We start from the raw sequence: 14,874 nt of genomic DNA, 5'->3' as shown, positions 1-14,874 counted from the left end.
TAGCTCCACCCGGCGAGACATCGGCGCCCGGATCGTCACCCTTTGACACGGCACCGGGTGCCCCCTTTCACGGCACGGAATGCCAATTTCGCCCTCCGGAGCAGATTTATCCCTCCAGACTTTGATCGATCATCGATCAGGGACTTACAGTCGACGTCGGGTTCACCAACCCGTCGCCCTGTCCTGCCAGACAAGGCCCCTTGTCTCCACCCCCCTCCTGTCCGGAAGGCGGCGATCATGACCGACCCCGTAGGCAAGCTTCCGAGCGAGCTCGACCAGCTCCCGGACCGTGACGCCGAGGAAACCGCCGAGTGGGCGGCGTCCCTCGACGCCGTCGCACAGCACGCCGGCCCGCACCGCGCCGCGTACCTGATGCGCCGTACGCTCCATCACGCCGAGCGCGCCGGAGTGCCCGTGCCCCGGCTGCTGGAGACGGACTACGTCAACACCATCCCCACCTCCGCCGAGCCCGGCCTCGACGGCGACGAGGCGATGGAGTCCCGCATCACCGCGTGGAACCGCTGGAACGCGGCCGCGATGGTCACCCGCGGATCCCGGTTCGGCGTCGGCGGCCACATCGCCACCTTCGCCTCCGCGGCCTGGCTCTACGAGACCGGCTTCAACCACTTCTTCCGCGGCAAGGAGGGCGACGGCAGCGGCGACCAGCTCTACATCCAGGGCCACGCCTCTCCCGGCATCTACGCCCGCGCCTTCCTCGACGGCCGCCTGAGCGAGCAGCAGCTCGACAACTTCCGCCAGGAGTCGGGCGGCAACGGACTCCCGTCCTACCCGCACCCGAGGCGTCTACCCTGGCTGTGGGAGTTCCCCACCGTCTCCATGGGCCTCGGCCCGCTCTCCGCGATCTACCAGGCGCGCTTCAACCGCTATCTGCACCACCGCGGGATCAAGGACACGGCCAACTCGCACGTCTGGGCCTTCCTCGGCGACGGCGAGATGGACGAGCCCGAGTCGACCGCCGCCCTCGGACTCGCGGCCCGGGAGCAGCTCGACAACCTGACCTTCGTCATCAACTGCAATCTGCAGCGCCTCGACGGTCCGGTCCGCGCCAACTTCAAGATCGTGCAGGAGCTGGAGGCCCAGTTCCGCGGCGCGGGCTGGAATGTCGTCAAGTCGCTCTGGGGCTCCGCCTGGGACGAGCTGTTCGCCCTCGACACCGCGGGCGCGCTGGTGCGCCGTCTGCGCGAGGTGCCGGACGCGCAGTTCCAGACGTACGCGACCCGTGACGTGGCGTACATCCGCGAGCACTTCTTCGGCGCCGAGCCCGCGCTCGTCGAGCTGTCGAAGCTGATCAGCGACGCCAAGATCGCCGAGTGCTTCTTCGCCTCGCGCGGCGGCCACGAGGCCCGCAAGGTGTACGCGGCCTACCGCGCGGCCATCGAGCACAAGGGCGCGCCGACCGTGATCCTCGCCCAGACGGTGAAGGGCTACACGCTCGGCAAGGGCTTCGAGTCCAAGAACGCCAACCACCAGATGAAGAAGCTGACGACCGACGAGTTCAAGGGCATGCGCGATCTGCTCGGGCTCCCGATCGCGGACAGCGCGTTCGCCGACAGCCTGGTGCCCTACGGCCACCCCGGCGCCGACTCCCCCGAGGTCCGCTACCTCCAGGAGCGCCGTGCCGCCCTCGGCGGTCCCGCCCCGGCCCGCCGGGTGCATGCCGTGGCCCTGCCCGCGCCCGAGGAGCGGGGCTTCAAGGCCCTGGAGAAGGGCTCGGGCAAGCAGCAGATGGCCACCACCATGGCCTTCGTACGCCTGGTCAAGGATCTGATGCGGGACAAGGAGACCGGCAGGCGCTGGGTTCCGATCGTCCCCGACGAGGCGCGCACCTTCGGTATGGAGTCGCTCTTCCCGTCGGCCGGCATCTACTCCCCGCTGGGCCAGACGTACGAGCCGGTCGACCGCGACCAGCTGATGTACTACAAGGAGGCCAAGGACGGCCAGATCCTCAACGAGGGGATCACCGAGGCCGGGGCCATGGCGGACTTCATCGCCGCGTCGACGTCGTACGCGACGCACGGCGAGCCGATGATCCCCTTCTACATCTTCTACTCGATGTTCGGCTGGCAGCGCACGGGCGACCAGATGTGGCAGCTCGCCGACCAGCTCGGCAAGGGCTTCATCATCGGCGCCACGGCCGGCCGTACGACCCTGACGGGCGAGGGCCTCCAGCACGCCGACGGCCACTCGCACCTCATCGCGTCCACGAACCCGGCGTCCCTCAACTACGACCCGGCCTTCGCGTACGAGATCTCCGTCATCGTCAAGGACGGCCTGCGCCGGATGTACGGCCCCGACGCGGAGAACGTCTTCTACTACCTGACGGTCTACAACGAGCCGAAGGTGCAGCCCGCGATGCCGGAAGGCGTCGAGGAAGGCATCCTGCGCGGCCTCTACCGCTTCAAGGAGGCCGAGGCCGCCGCCGCGGACGCTCCGCGCCTGCAGCTGCTGGCCTCCGGCACGGCGATCCACTGGGCGCTCGCGGCGCAGGAGCTGCTGCGCTCCGAATGGGGCGTGGCGGCCGACGTCTGGTCCGCGACCTCCTGGGGCGAGCTGCGCCGGGACGCTCTGGAGGCGGATGAGGCCCTGCTCCGCGGCGACCAGCGCATCCCGTACGTCACCCGGGCACTCGAAGGTGCCGCGGGCCCGGTCCTCGCGGTCAGCGACTGGATGCGCCAGGTCCCGGACCAGATCGCCCAGTGGGTCGAGCAGGACTACTCCTCGCTCGGCACGGACGGCTTCGGACTCTCCGACACCCGTGACGCGGCCCGCCGCCACTTCGGTGTGGACGCCGAGTCGATCACCGTCGCCGCGCTGGCTCAGCTGGCCAGGCGCGGTGAGGTCCCGGCCTCGGCCGTGAAGGAGGCGCGCGAGCGCTACGGCCTGTGACGGCTGCTCGAACGCCGACGGCTTGATCCGGCGGCTTGATCCGACGATTGATCCGACGATTGATCCGGCGGCTTCTGCCGGCTGCTTGATCTGCGAACCCCCGGTGGCCCGACGGCCGCCGGGGGTTCGTCATGGGCCATCCTTGACCCTGACACCGTGTGAAGGCATGCACTGAGGGACGTCATGTTCACCATCGGAGACTTCGCCAGGCACGGCCGCGTGTCGGCCCGCATGCTGCGCCACTACGACGCGCTCGGGCTGCTGCGTCCCGAGCGCACGGACCCGTTCAGTGGGTACCGCTACTACGCGGCGGCCCAGCTCGCCCAGCTCAACCGCATCATCGCCCTGAAGGATCTCGGCTTCACGCTGCAACAGGTGCAGGAGATCCTTCAGGACAAGGTGAGCACGGAGGAGCTGCGCGGGATGCTGACGCTGCGACGGGCCGAGCTGGAGACGGCGATGGCCGAGGCCGCCGGAAGGCTGTCCCAGGTCGAGGCGAGGCTCCGGTCGATCGAGAGCGAGGGGCACATGCCCACCGAGGACGTCATCATCAAGAGCCTTCCCGCGGTGCGGGTGGCCGAGCTGACCGCCGTCGCCGCCGGATACGGACCCGAGCACATCGGCCCGGTCATCAATCCGCTGTACGTGGAGCTGTTCCGCCGGCTGGAGGCGGCGGGCGTGACTCCGACCGGGCCCGGTATCGCGTACTACGAGGACGCGGCCGAGGGCGAAGGCAGGATCGTTGTGCACACGGGGATCACGGTCGCCGCCGGGCCGCAGCCCGGCTTCGACTTCGAGATCGTCGACCTGCCGGCGGTCGAGCGCGCCGCGACGATCGTGCACCGCGGCCCGATGGACGCGGTGATGCCGACGGCGCAGACTCTGGCCCGCTGGATCGACGCGGGCGGTCACAACTCGGCCGGGTACGCGCGCGAGGTCAACCTCGAATGCCCCGAGGACCGCGAGAAGTGGGTCACCGAGCTGCAGGAACCGCTCGCCTGAGGCCTCGGCCAGGGGCCTGAGTCACCACGGGTCCCAGTCATCATGGGGGCCTCCGCCATCATGGGGAGCATGCGCGCTGCCCGGCTGATCAAGATGGTTCTGCTCCTCCAGGCAAGGCCCTCGATGACCGGGGCCGAGCTGGCGCGCGAGCTGGAGGTGTCGGAGCGGACCGTCACCCGGGACGCGCTCGCGCTCTCCGAGGCGGGCGTCCCGGTCTACGCCGACCGGGGCCGGGCCGGGGGCTACCGGCTCGTCGGCGGCTACCGCACTCGGCTGACCGGGCTCGGGCGCAGTGAGGCGGAGGCCCTCTTCCTGTCCGGGCTGCCGGGCGCGCTGCGGGAGATGGGCCTCCATGACGCGGCGTCCGCGGCCCGGCTGAAGGTGTCCGCGGCGCTGCTGCCCTCGCTCCAGGACGCCTCGCGGAGCGCGGCACAGCGCTTCCATCTGGACGCCCCCGGCTGGCACCGGGAACCGCGGACGCCCGAGCTGCTGCCGGCCGTGGCGGAGGCCGTGTGGGACGACCGCCGCATCAGGGCCCGGTACCGGCGCGGGGACAGCGAGGTCGAGCGCGGGCTGGAGCCGTACGGGCTCGTGCTCAAAGCGGGCGTCTGGTACGTCTGCGCCCGCGCGGAAGGGACGTTCCGGGTGTACCGGATCGACCGGTTCGCCTCGGTGGACGTGGACGGCGAAGTCTTCGCCCGCGACGAGGAGTTCGACCTGCCCCGCTTCTGGGAGGAGCGCGCGGCCCAGTTCGCGCGCTCCATCCTCCGTACCGAGGTGGTGGTGCGGGTCACCGAAGCGGCGGCGCGCCGGCTGCCGCACCTCATCGACCGCGCGGCGGTGAGCGAGGCGCTGGAGAGGGCCGAAGGGCCGGACGACCAGGGCCGTCTGACGGTCACTCTGCCGGTCGAGTCCCACGAGGTGGCCTTCGGCCAGCTGTTCGGGCTCGGGCCCGATCTGGAGATGCTGGAGCCGCCCGCGCTACGGGCCCGGTTCGCCGGGGCGGCGGAGCGGGCCGCGCGGCTCTACCGCGACGGGTCCTCCACTACCGGTAGTGCTCCATCGGAGGCTTCTGCCCCGCCTTCTCCGCCGTGAGGTACGCCCACACGTCCGGGCGGCTGCCGTCCGCGTCCGTGACGCCGTACTCCCTGGCCAGTTCTCCGCTGGAGAGCGACCGTCCGTTCCAGCGGGCGCGCTCCGGGTCCGCGGCGAGCGCCGCGACGCCCCGGCCGATGTAGAGCGGCGACTCCGACAGCGCCCAGTGCGGCTGCTTCTCGATCCCGTCGCGCCAGGTCGCTTCGGTGATGCCGAAGATGTCGAGCATCTCCTCGGAGCGGATGAAACCCGGGCTGACGGCCACGGCTGTGCCGCCCACGCTCCTGAGCTCCTCGCCGAGGATGAAGGCCATCCGGATCGGGGCGTTCTTGGCGAGGTCGTAGTAGAAGTTCTCGCGGAAGTCCCTGTTCGTCTCGGCGGTGCCGTCCGTGACCTCGACGACCAGCCCGCCCGGCTCGCGGACCAGCAGGGGAAGGGCGATGCTGCTGGTGATGATGTGGCTCTTCGCTCCGAGGTCGAGCAGCCGCAGCCCGCGGGCCAGGTCGACGTCCCACATCTTCGTGTTGAAGTCGAGGAGGTGGTTGCCGCCCCAGACGTCGTTCACCAGGATGTCGAGCCGGCCGTGGTCGCGGTCGATCCGTTCGACCAGGGCCCGTACCTGCCCCGGCTCCAGATGGTCGGTCGGCACGGCGATGCCCGCGCCGCCCGCCGCGCCGACGAGTTCCGCCGTCTCCTCGATGGTCTCCGTGGCCCGGCCCATCTCGCTGACCCGTCCGCGGACCGTGCGCCCCGTGACATAGACCGTGGCGCCCGCGGCGCCGAGCTGCACGGCGATGGCCCGCCCCGCGCCCCGGGTGGCCCCCGCGACCAGCGCGATCTTCCCTGCCAGTGGTGTCTTGGTCGTCATACGCCGACCGTCGCACGGATACCCGACATCTCCTGTCCGCCATTCGAAAGAGTCAGCATTTCGGTGCTCCGCGTGCGCCGCCCTCCGCCAACCAGGATGCTTGTCCCGTGATGGACGAGACGGAGTTCTGGGAGATCATCGACAGTACGCGCGAGGCAGCCGAGGGTGACCCCGAGGACCATGCCGATCTGCTGGTCGAGCGGCTGCTGCAGCTCGACCCCGACTCCGTGCTGGACTTCGCCCGGCACTTCGAGGCCCGCTACAACCGTGCGTACACCTGGGACCTGTGGGGCGCGGCAGCCGTGCTCCTGGGCGGGGCCAGCGACGACGCCTTCGACTACTTCCGCTGCTGGCTGATCGGCCAGGGCCGGGAGATCTTCGAGGGCGGGGTGCACGAGCCGGACACACTCTCCGAGCTCCTCGACGAGTTCGACGAGGACATCGACGGGGACGGCGAAGAGCTGGGATACGCGGCCGACGAGGCGTACGAGCAGCTCACCGGGGTGGTCGCGCCGGATCTGGGGATCACGGCGCAGACGGCGGAGCCGACGGGCAGTCCGTTCGACTTCGATGACGACGCGGCTCTGGCGCAACGTTTCCCCAGACTCTGGGAGCGCTTCGGGGAGCCCTGACGCCACGTCACGCGTGGAGGCGGCGTCAGGCGGCGAAAGCTGCGTCGGGCGAGGATGCTCGGTCGGGCGGCGCGACTGCGTCGGGCGAGGAGGCTGCGTCGGGCGGCGCGACTGCGTCAGGCGAGGAGGCTGCGGCCCATCAGGACATCGTCGACGTACTGACCGTCGAGGTGGAACTCCCCCGGCAGGACCCCCTCGACCACGAAGCCCTCCGACTCGTAGAGCGCACGCGCCGGTTGGTTGTGGCCGAGCACCCGCAGCGTGATGCGCATCGCGCCCTGCCGCCGCGCCTCCTCGAACGCCGCCCGCAACAGCGCCCGCCCGATCCCCCGTCCGCGCGCCCCGCAGGCCACCGCCAGGCCCTGGATCTGCCGCACATGCCGGTTGCTCGCGAGCGTGGTGGGCGGGACGAGGCGGATGTAGCCGACGACCGAACCGTCTGCGTCCTCGGCCACCAGGAAGTGCCCGGGCCGGTGGTTCGAATCGAAGAAGGGGTCGTACGGAGGCTGCTGCGGCGGCTGTACGGAGTGCAGCGGCGACCAGGTGTCCCGGTCGAGCGCGCCGAGGCCCGCCTCGTCGGCGTGGTGTGCTGGGCGTATGTGCGACTCGGGCATGGGCGTCACTGTGCCATGCGGCCCCCGCGGGGCAGGATGGGACCCATGCGGATCGCGGTCACCGGCTCGACCGGACTCATCGGTACGGCACTCGTGCGCTCGCTGCGCTCGGACGGGCACGAGGTGGTGCGCCTGGTGCGCCGCCCCGCGCGGGCCGGGGACGAGGTGGAGTGGGACCCGCGGCGGCAGTTCGTCGACGTGGCCGGGCTGGCCGGCTGTGAGGGCGTGGTGAATCTCGCGGGCGCCGGGATCGGTGACCGCCGCTGGACCGACGCGTACCGCAAGGAACTCCGGGACAGCCGGGTGCTCGGCACGGCCGCACTCGCGAAGGCCGTCGTCTCGCTGGACACACCGCCCAGGGTTCTGGTCTGCGGGAGCGCCATCGGCTACTACGGCGACACCGGGGACCGCCCGGTGGACGAGAGCGCCCCGCCCGGCGACGGATTTCTGCCAAACATGGTGGTGGAGTGGGAGGGCGCGGCGGCCCCGGCCGAAGAGGCGGGCATCCGCACGGCCTTCGCCCGCACCGGCCTCGTGGTGGCGCCGAAGGGCGGGGCGTGGGGCCGGATGTTCCCGCTGTTCAAGGCCGGCCTCGGCGGGCGTCTGGGCAGCGGCAGGCAGTACTGGAGTTTCATCGCGCTGCACGACGAGGTGGCAGCCCTGCGCCATCTCCTCGACACGGACTCCCTGTCCGGGCCCTTCAATCTGACGGCTCCGCACCCGGTCACCAACGGCGAGGTCACCTCGGCGATGGGCCGTGCGCTGCACCGCCCCACGCTGTTCCCGGCCCCGGAGTGGGCGCTGCGCGTCGCCCTGGGGGGGCTGGCCGGGGACGTCCTGAGCAGCGCACGGGTGCTGCCGGCGCGGCTGATGGAGTCCGGCTTCTCGTTCGCCTTTCCCGGCATCGACGACGCGATCCGCGCGGCGCTGCGGTAGCCGCACGGCCGGCACGTGTCACGGGCCGAGTCCCGGGAAGGAGCCCGTGCGCCCCCGCGCATCGGTGCTCCGCGGCATGCGCTACTCGCCGTTCGGCCACCGCTGCCTACTCTCGGTCCGAACTCGGGTATTCCGGGGGCCTGTTGGGGGCATGAGCCTCCCACCAGCCGCGCCGACCTCGGGGAGGGGCACGTGCTCAACAGCACCGCTCACCATGCGGACGTCGTCATCGTCGGGGCCGGAATCGCCGGCCTTTCCGCAGCTCGTCAACTGACCGACGCGGGAGTCACGGTCAGTGTCCTGGAGGCCGCCCCTGAGGTGGGCGGCAGGATGGCAACCGAAGAGCTCGACGGTTTCCTGCTCGACCGTATCGGTCAGTTGCTCAACACGTCGTATCCCGAGCTGCGCCGCACGGCGGGGCTCTGCGACATCGTCCTGCGGCCCTTCTCGCCCGGTGTGCTCGTGCACACCGGGGGGAAGCTGCAGCGCACCGGCGAGGCGGTCCGCCGGGCCGGTGAGCCGGGGAGCGCGCGCTGGGGGTCACCCAACGCGCTGCGGGGGGTGGGGGGAGCATTCACCGTGGCACGCGCCCTGGCGAGTGCCCCCCGGCCCCTGGACCAGGCACGCCTCGGGGCGTCCCTGGCCCGTATCGCCGCCACCTCCGTGGAGCGCCTGCTCGCCCGCCCGGAGCGGGTCACGGCGGGGTCGCTCTGCGCCCGCGGCCTGCCGGCCCGTACGGTCAACGGCTTCCTGCGCCCGCTGCTCTCCTCGCTGCTGTGCGACCCCGCGCTGACCACGTCGAGCCGGTGCGCGGATCTCGCCCTGCGCGGTTACGCCCGCGGCCGGATGTGCGTGCCCGAGGGCGGCGCCGCGGCACTGCCCCGGCGGCTGGCCGCCGCACTGCCGCCGGGCACGGTCCACACGGGCGTACGGGTCAAGGACGCGTCCATCAGCCGCGTCCGGACCGAGGAGTACGGCGAACTCCGCTGCCGCGCCCTGGTCCTGGCCACCGGCGCCCGCGCGGCGGCCGAACTGCTGCCGGGTCTGCGGGTACCGCCCTTCCACCCCGTGACGGTGCTGCACCACACCGCGCCCGAGGCCCCGCTCGCCGACCCGGCCCTCGTGCTGGACGCGGACCGCGGCGGCCCGGTCGCACACACGGCCGTGATGAGCGAGGTCGACCCCTCGCGTGCGCCGGACGGCCGTGTGCTGATCTCGTCCACGGTGCTCGGGACTCCCCCGCCGTATCCGGACCGCACCGTACGGGCGCATCTTGCGAAGCTGTACGGCACGCCCACCGACGAGTGGGAGCTCCTGGCGGTCCATCACGACCCCGAAGCGGTCCCCGCGATGCCACCACCACACGACCTGCGACGCCCGGTGCGGGTGCTGTCGGGCCTCTACGTCTGCGGCGACCACCGGGACACGAGCACGGTGCAGGGGGCCTTGTACTCGGGGCGGAGGGCGGCGGAGGCGATTCTGCGGGACTTCGGGCTGCAGCCGGGTGTGGGTGAGCCTGCGGAACTGACGGCGGTGGCGTAGGGGGGTGCGCGGGGCGCATCCGGGGGCGGGCTCCCGGATGCGCCCCGCGCCGCAATCGCCGGCGGGGCTTGTCGGCACGGCTTGTCGGCACGGCTTGTCGGCACGGTCCGGCCGGGGCTCTGCCCCGCACCCCGCTCCTCAATCGCCGGAGAGGCTGAAAATGCCCGGCCTGCGCAATCTCAGCCCCGCCGGCGATTGAGGCGCCGTCGGACCCGAGTCAAACCAAGCCACGCCAGCGATTGAGGCGCGCGGGGAGCCGGGAGCGGAGCCCCGGGCGAGAACGACCCGCCACCCCGTCAGCCCAGCGCAGCGACCCGGTCCCGGTAATTGCGGACCGCCGCCGCGTCCCGGTACGGCTCAAGCCTCCGCTCGAATTCCCGTACGTACTCCACCGCCCGCGCCGACCGCATCTCCGACGCCTGCAACGCCGCCTCCGCCCCCAGCGCGCACGCCTGGTCCAGCTCCCCGAGCCCCAGCCGCGCGGTCGCGAGCACCACCCGGCAGAAGAGGCGGCTGCGCGCGAACGCCGGCGCCCGCAGCTGGAGCGAACGCTCCGCGTGCTGCGCGGCCGAGCGGTACTGCTGGAGGTCCCGGTGGCAGTGACCGAGCTCGTCCGCCAGCTGCGCCTCGTCGAAGGACCGCGCCCAGTAGGGCGCATCGTCGCCCGGCCGCGCCGTCTCCAGCGCCCGTTCCGCCCGCACCAGTGCGGCCGTGCAGGCCCGCATCTCGCCCAGCACCCCGTGCCCGCGCGCCTCGACCGCGTGCAGCAGCGCCTGCACCACGGGCGGTGCCGCCGCGCCCACGCCCTGCTGGGCGACCCGGGTGAGCTGGACCGCCTCGCGCCCGTGCCCGAGGTAGACCGCCTGACGGCTCATGGTCACGAGGACGTAGGAGCCGTACGCCCGGTCCCCGGCGGCCTGCGCGAGCCGCAGCGCCTGGACGAAGTACCGCTGGGCCAGCCCGTGGGCCGCAATGTCGTACGAGGTCCAGCCGGCCAGCCGGGTCAGATCGGCCACCGCGGCGAACAACCGCCGCCCGGTCACCTCCCCGTATGTGCCGCGGAGCATCGGTTCGGCCTCGTGTTCGAGGTAGCGCACGAGCGCCTGCCGGGCGTGCCCGCCGCCGTACGCGTGATCGAGGGTGCGGAACAGCTCGCCGACCGAGCGCAGCGCCGAGATGTCGCCGCCGGAGACCTTCTGCCCGGGCCCTCGGTCGGTGCCGCGCTGGCGGGGTACGGACGGCCTGCCCTGCACGGGGATGCGGACCGTGCCCGGGTGCCCCGTATCCGCGCGGCCGACCCGCTCGTCGGCCCGCCCGATCAGCCAGTCCCGGCTCGGGACCACCAGTCCGGCAGGGGTGAACGCGATCTTCCGCAGCTCCGCATGGCTGCCGGAGTCCTTGCGCCACAGGCCGCTGACGATGTCCACGGCCTCTTCGGGCGTGGCGGCGAACTCCAGACCCGCGTAGACGGGCGCGCAGGCGTCCAGCCCCAGGTCCTGCGCGGAGAGCCGGCGGCCGAGCCGGCGTGTGAACACCTCGGCGATCAGCGCGGGTGTCGTCCCCCGCGGCTGCTGGCCGCGCAGCCAGCGCGTCACGGAGGTCTTGTCGTAGCGCAGATCCAGCCCGTGCTCAAGGCCGAGCTGGTCCACTCGGCGGGCAAGGCCTGCGTTGGAGAATCCGGCCTCGGTGATGAGCGCGGCGAGCTGTCGGTTGGGGATGCGCTGAGGGGGTCGTTCCGTCATCAGCTGTGCGGTCTCCTGCCTTCCGGGCCGGGAGCAGCCCTCATGGAACGGCGTGAATTTAGCTGCCTGTCCCGCCCGGACCGCCGCCTTCGCCCCAGATTCATCCGATCGTGTGAGGATTGACGGCAGCGCTGACGGGACGCGGATGGGCCGTACCTGGCCGACATCCCTCCCGCGAGCCGCCGTACAGTGGCCTGGGCGTGGTAGGTGCAGGTTGAAGGTTCTAGGGAGGCACAAGCCGTGAGCGAGCTGCGGTTCGTCCATCTGGGTTTCGGCGACGACGCCGTGGAGTACCGGGAGGCGTGGGAGAAGCAGCGCGAGGTCCACGCAGCCCGCTTCGCGGACGAGATCGAGGACACCTGCCTGCTTCTGGAGCACCCGCCGGTCTATACGGCCGGGCGGCGTACGGCGGACAGTGAGCGCCCGCTGGACGGCACCCCCGTCGTCGACGTGGACCGCGGAGGGAAGATCACCTGGCACGGCCCCGGCCAGCTGGTGGGCTACCCGATCCTCAAGCTGCCGCGTCCGGTGGACGTCGTCGCGCATGTGCGCAGGCTTGAGGACGCGCTGATCCGCGCCTGCGCGGAGTTCGGCCTGGAGACCAGCCGTGTGGAGGGCCGCAGCGGTGTGTGGGTGCTGGGCGACCCGGTGGAGCGGCGTCCGGCGATCGGCGGTCTCTCGCTCGACTTCGACCCGCGGCTGACGGACGAGGAGTTCGACCCGCGGCTCAACGGCCCGGAGTACGCCCCCTCGAACGCCGGCCAGCGCCGTGAGGACCGCAAGCTCGCGGCGATAGGCATCCGCATCGCCAAGGGCGTCTCGATGCACGGCTTCGCCCTGAACGTGAACCCGGACAACACCTGGTTCGACAAGATCGTGCCGTGCGGGATCCGGGACGCGGGCGTGGCCTCACTGGCGAACGAGCTGGGACGCGACATCACGATCGCGGAGGTGATCCCCGTCCTGGAGAGGCATCTTCGGGACGTGCTGGAGCGCACGGAGCCGAAGCCCCGCGCGATCGAGCGCGCGTCCGCGACCGCGAGCGTGCGCGCGACCGAGAAGGCGCCCGCCTGAGGAATGCGACCGTCCTGCCGCAGGTTGGCCAGACGTAAGGCCGTACGAATTACGGGCGTACCCTGGTGTCCGCCGAAGAATCGAAGCTGTAGGGAGCCGGTCGTGTCCGCAGTCGCACCCGACGGACGCAAGATGCTGCGCCTGGAGGTCCGGAACAGCCAGACCCCCATCGAGCGCAAGCCCGAGTGGATCAAGACCCGGGCGAAGATGGGCCCCGAGTACACGAAGATGCAGGCGCTCGTGAAGGGCGAGGGACTGCACACCGTGTGCCAGGAGGCCGGCTGCCCGAACATCTACGAATGCTGGGAAGACCGCGAGGCGACCTTCCTCATCGGCGGCGACCAGTGCACCCGGCGCTGCGACTTCTGCCAGATCGACACGGGCAAGCCGCAGGCGCTGGACCGTGACGAGCCCCGCCGGGTCGGCGAGTCGGTCGTCACGATGGACCTGAACTACGCCACCATCACCGGCGTCGCGCGCGACGACCTGGAGGACGGCGGCGCCTGGCTGTACGCGGAGACCGTGCGCCGGATCCACGCGATGACGTCGGAGCGCGAGGAGGGCCGCACCAAGGTCGAGCTCCTCATCCCCGACTTCAACGCGGTGCCCGAGCAGCTGGCCGAGGTCTTCTCGGCCCGGCCCGAGGTGCTCGCCCACAACGTCGAGACCGTGCCGCGGATCTTCAAGCGGATCCGCCCCGGTTTCCGTTACGAGCGCTCGCTCGAAGTGATCACGCGCGCCCGTGAGGCCGGGCTCGTGACCAAGTCGAACCTGATCCTGGGCATGGGCGAGGAGCGCGAGGAGGTCAGCCAGGCGCTGCAGGACCTGTACGACGCGGGCTGCGAGCTCATCACCATCACCCAGTACCTGCGGCCCTCGCCGCGGCATCACCCCGTCGAGCGCTGGGTGAAGCCGCACGAGTTCGTGGAGCTGAAGGAGGAGGCCGACGAGATCGGCTACTCCGGCGTGATGTCGGGTCCGCTGGTCCGCTCCTCGTACCGCGCGGGCCGTCTGTACCAGCAGGCGATGGAGCGGCGGGGCGCCGCAATCCCGTCCCAGACCGTGTGAATTCAGGCACAAGAAATTACCGCCGAGTAATGGCGGATTGGGCGCGGCCCGTACTCCCCCCCGCAGGTCCGGGGCGGCGTACGGGCCGCGTCGGTTTTCCTGCTCCCTGCGTAAAGGTTTCATCGGCGTTTGACCCTTCGGTCACGCCCTGGTAACACCAATCAGTGACCCTGGCGATACGCACAGCGCGCACCACCCCCGTAACGCTCCGCGCACCCGCCCGTCGTTCGTACACCGCACGTCCCGCACGCACAGCCCGTTTCACCACACAACTTCATCGTCGATCCTCACCCCGAGGGGGACCCACACCATGCAGGCCGCGCCGGTTCGTCCCGTACGCGCAACCGCCATCCCGTCCGTCACCGATGCTCTGCGCGCCATGGAGTCGCTGCTCATGGGCAGCGGGCAGCGCACAGCCCGCAGGAACGCCTGGACCGCAGTCCTCGAAGACCGGCGCAGGGCCAAGGACCGGGTCGAGGCGCAGCATGTACTGGAGGCCGTGGCCGACCGCACTTCCTAGGCCACGTAAACTTCCTGTCATGGCGAGGAAGGCAAACTCCGACAGCACTGACGCTGCTGCGAACACTGGGCGACTGAAGCAGATCGCTCTGACCTACAAGATGACCCGAAAGGCCGACCCGAAGGTCGGTCTTGTCGTCGCGGCTGTGGGAATCGTCACCTTCGGTGTCTTCCTCGCGATCGGTTTCTTGATCGACCACCCCGTTTATCTGGGCATCCTCGGACTCCTGCTGGGCTTCCTCGCGATGGCGATCGTCTTCGGACGCCGCGCCGAGCGGGCGGCTTTCGGGCAGATGGAGGGCCAGCCGGGCGCGGCGGCCGCGGTGCTGCAGAACGTGGGCCGGGGCTGGAGCACCACCCCGGCGGTCGCGATGAACCGCAGCCAGGACGTCGTGCACCGGGCGGTCGGCAAGGCCGGCATCGTGCTGGTGGCCGAGGGCAACCCGAACCGGCTCAGGACACTGCTGGCGGCCGAGAAGAAGAAGATGGCGCGCATCGTGGTGGACGTCCCGGTGCACGACATCATCGTCGGCAACGGTGAGGGCGAGGTGCCGCTGAAGAAGGTGCGCACGACGATGCTGAAGCTGCCGCGCGTGCTCACCGGTCCGCAGGTCACGGCGGCGAACGACCGTCTGCGGGCGATGGGCGACCTGATGAGCAACATGCCGCTGCCAAAGGGGCCGATGCCGAAGGGCATGCGGATGCCGCGCGGCGGAAAGGCACGCTGACCGCACGAGACCGGCAAAGAACCGCACGAGACCGGCAAAGAGGGGCTCCCCTGCGCGGGGAGCCCCTCTTGCTGTTCATGTCCGCGGCTTGCCGTTCATGTCCCCGGTGTCTGCGCTGTCGAGGCTGCCTGCACTGTCATGGCCGTC

13 protein-coding genes are annotated in these 14,874 nt (G+C 71.2%); 10 read left to right on the top strand and 3 right to left on the bottom strand.

Going from position 1 to position 14,874, the window contains the following annotated elements; translation table 11 throughout:
* The first annotated feature begins 237 nt into the window (after positions 1-237).
* The 3 genes from aceE (at position 238) to OG293_RS26655 (ending at position 5,004) form a co-directional block, all read left to right on the top strand.
* Positions 238-2,907, top strand: a complete 2,670-nt coding sequence (gene aceE, locus OG293_RS26665; protein ID WP_406001307.1) for a pyruvate dehydrogenase (acetyl-transferring), homodimeric type — start codon at positions 238-240, stop codon at positions 2,905-2,907.
* A gap of 183 nt (positions 2,908-3,090) precedes the next feature.
* Complete coding sequence (locus tag OG293_RS26660) at positions 3,091-3,909, top strand: MerR family transcriptional regulator (protein WP_406001306.1); 819 nt, start codon at positions 3,091-3,093, stop codon at positions 3,907-3,909.
* A 69-nt stretch (positions 3,910-3,978) separates the two neighbouring features.
* Positions 3,979-5,004 (top strand): helix-turn-helix transcriptional regulator, encoded by a 1,026-nt coding sequence (locus OG293_RS26655; protein WP_406001305.1) that lies wholly within the window; start codon positions 3,979-3,981, stop codon positions 5,002-5,004.
* Here OG293_RS26655 and OG293_RS26650 read toward each other — a convergent pair.
* Positions 4,955-5,872 (bottom strand): SDR family oxidoreductase, encoded by a 918-nt coding sequence (locus tag OG293_RS26650; protein ID WP_406001304.1) that lies wholly within the window; start codon positions 5,870-5,872, stop codon positions 4,955-4,957. The genes OG293_RS26655 and OG293_RS26650 overlap by 50 nt on opposite strands.
* A 110-nt stretch (positions 5,873-5,982) precedes the next feature.
* Between OG293_RS26650 and OG293_RS26645 the strand changes: the two genes are divergently transcribed.
* Complete coding sequence (locus OG293_RS26645; protein ID WP_406003719.1) at positions 5,983-6,504, top strand: DUF4240 domain-containing protein; 522 nt, start codon at positions 5,983-5,985, stop codon at positions 6,502-6,504.
* A 116-nt stretch (positions 6,505-6,620) separates the two neighbouring features.
* Here the strand turns inward: OG293_RS26645 and OG293_RS26640 are convergent, their stop codons facing one another.
* Positions 6,621-7,118, bottom strand: coding sequence for a GNAT family N-acetyltransferase (locus tag OG293_RS26640; RefSeq protein ID WP_406001303.1), 498 nt, complete (start codon positions 7,116-7,118; stop codon positions 6,621-6,623).
* 36 nt (positions 7,119-7,154) lie between these two features.
* On the opposite strand from OG293_RS26640, the gene OG293_RS26635 reads away from it, so the two are divergent.
* Together OG293_RS26635 and OG293_RS26630 are read left to right on the top strand one after the other, a co-directional pair.
* Positions 7,155-8,054, top strand: coding sequence for a TIGR01777 family oxidoreductase (locus OG293_RS26635; protein ID WP_406001302.1), 900 nt, complete (start codon positions 7,155-7,157; stop codon positions 8,052-8,054).
* Positions 8,055-8,246: 192 nt separating this feature from the next.
* Positions 8,247-9,596, top strand: coding sequence for an NAD(P)/FAD-dependent oxidoreductase (locus OG293_RS26630; RefSeq protein ID WP_406001301.1), 1,350 nt, complete (start codon positions 8,247-8,249; stop codon positions 9,594-9,596).
* A gap of 296 nt (positions 9,597-9,892) precedes the next feature.
* Here OG293_RS26630 and OG293_RS26625 read toward each other — a convergent pair whose 3' ends face one another.
* Positions 9,893-11,338, bottom strand: a complete 1,446-nt coding sequence (locus tag OG293_RS26625) for a regulator (RefSeq protein WP_406001300.1) — start codon at positions 11,336-11,338, stop codon at positions 9,893-9,895.
* 240 nt (positions 11,339-11,578) lie between these two features.
* Here OG293_RS26625 and lipB point away from each other — a divergent pair, with 240 nt between their 5' ends.
* The 4 genes from lipB (at position 11,579) to OG293_RS26605 (ending at position 14,727) form a co-directional block, all read left to right on the top strand.
* Complete coding sequence (lipB, locus tag OG293_RS26620) at positions 11,579-12,412, top strand: lipoyl(octanoyl) transferase LipB (protein WP_406001299.1); 834 nt, start codon at positions 11,579-11,581, stop codon at positions 12,410-12,412.
* A 102-nt stretch (positions 12,413-12,514) separates the two neighbouring features.
* Entirely contained in the window at positions 12,515-13,480 is a 966-nt protein-coding gene (lipA, locus tag OG293_RS26615; protein ID WP_406001298.1) for a lipoyl synthase, read from the top strand.
* A 310-nt stretch (positions 13,481-13,790) separates the two neighbouring features.
* Positions 13,791-14,000, top strand: a complete 210-nt coding sequence (locus tag OG293_RS26610; protein ID WP_406001297.1) for a hypothetical protein — start codon at positions 13,791-13,793, stop codon at positions 13,998-14,000.
* 19 nt (positions 14,001-14,019) lie between these two features.
* The gene (locus tag OG293_RS26605) at positions 14,020-14,727 is read left to right on the top strand and encodes a DUF4191 domain-containing protein (protein WP_406001296.1); all 708 of its coding nucleotides are present in this window, start codon (positions 14,020-14,022) and stop codon (positions 14,725-14,727) included.
* Positions 14,728-14,874 lie beyond the last annotated feature (147 nt).

It is taken from the genome of Streptomyces sp. NBC_00829 (assembly GCF_045161795.1).
In the GTDB taxonomy this organism is placed as follows: Bacteria; Actinomycetota; Actinomycetes; order Streptomycetales; family Streptomycetaceae; genus Streptomyces.
This window is presented reverse-complemented; position numbering and strand designations above follow the sequence as displayed.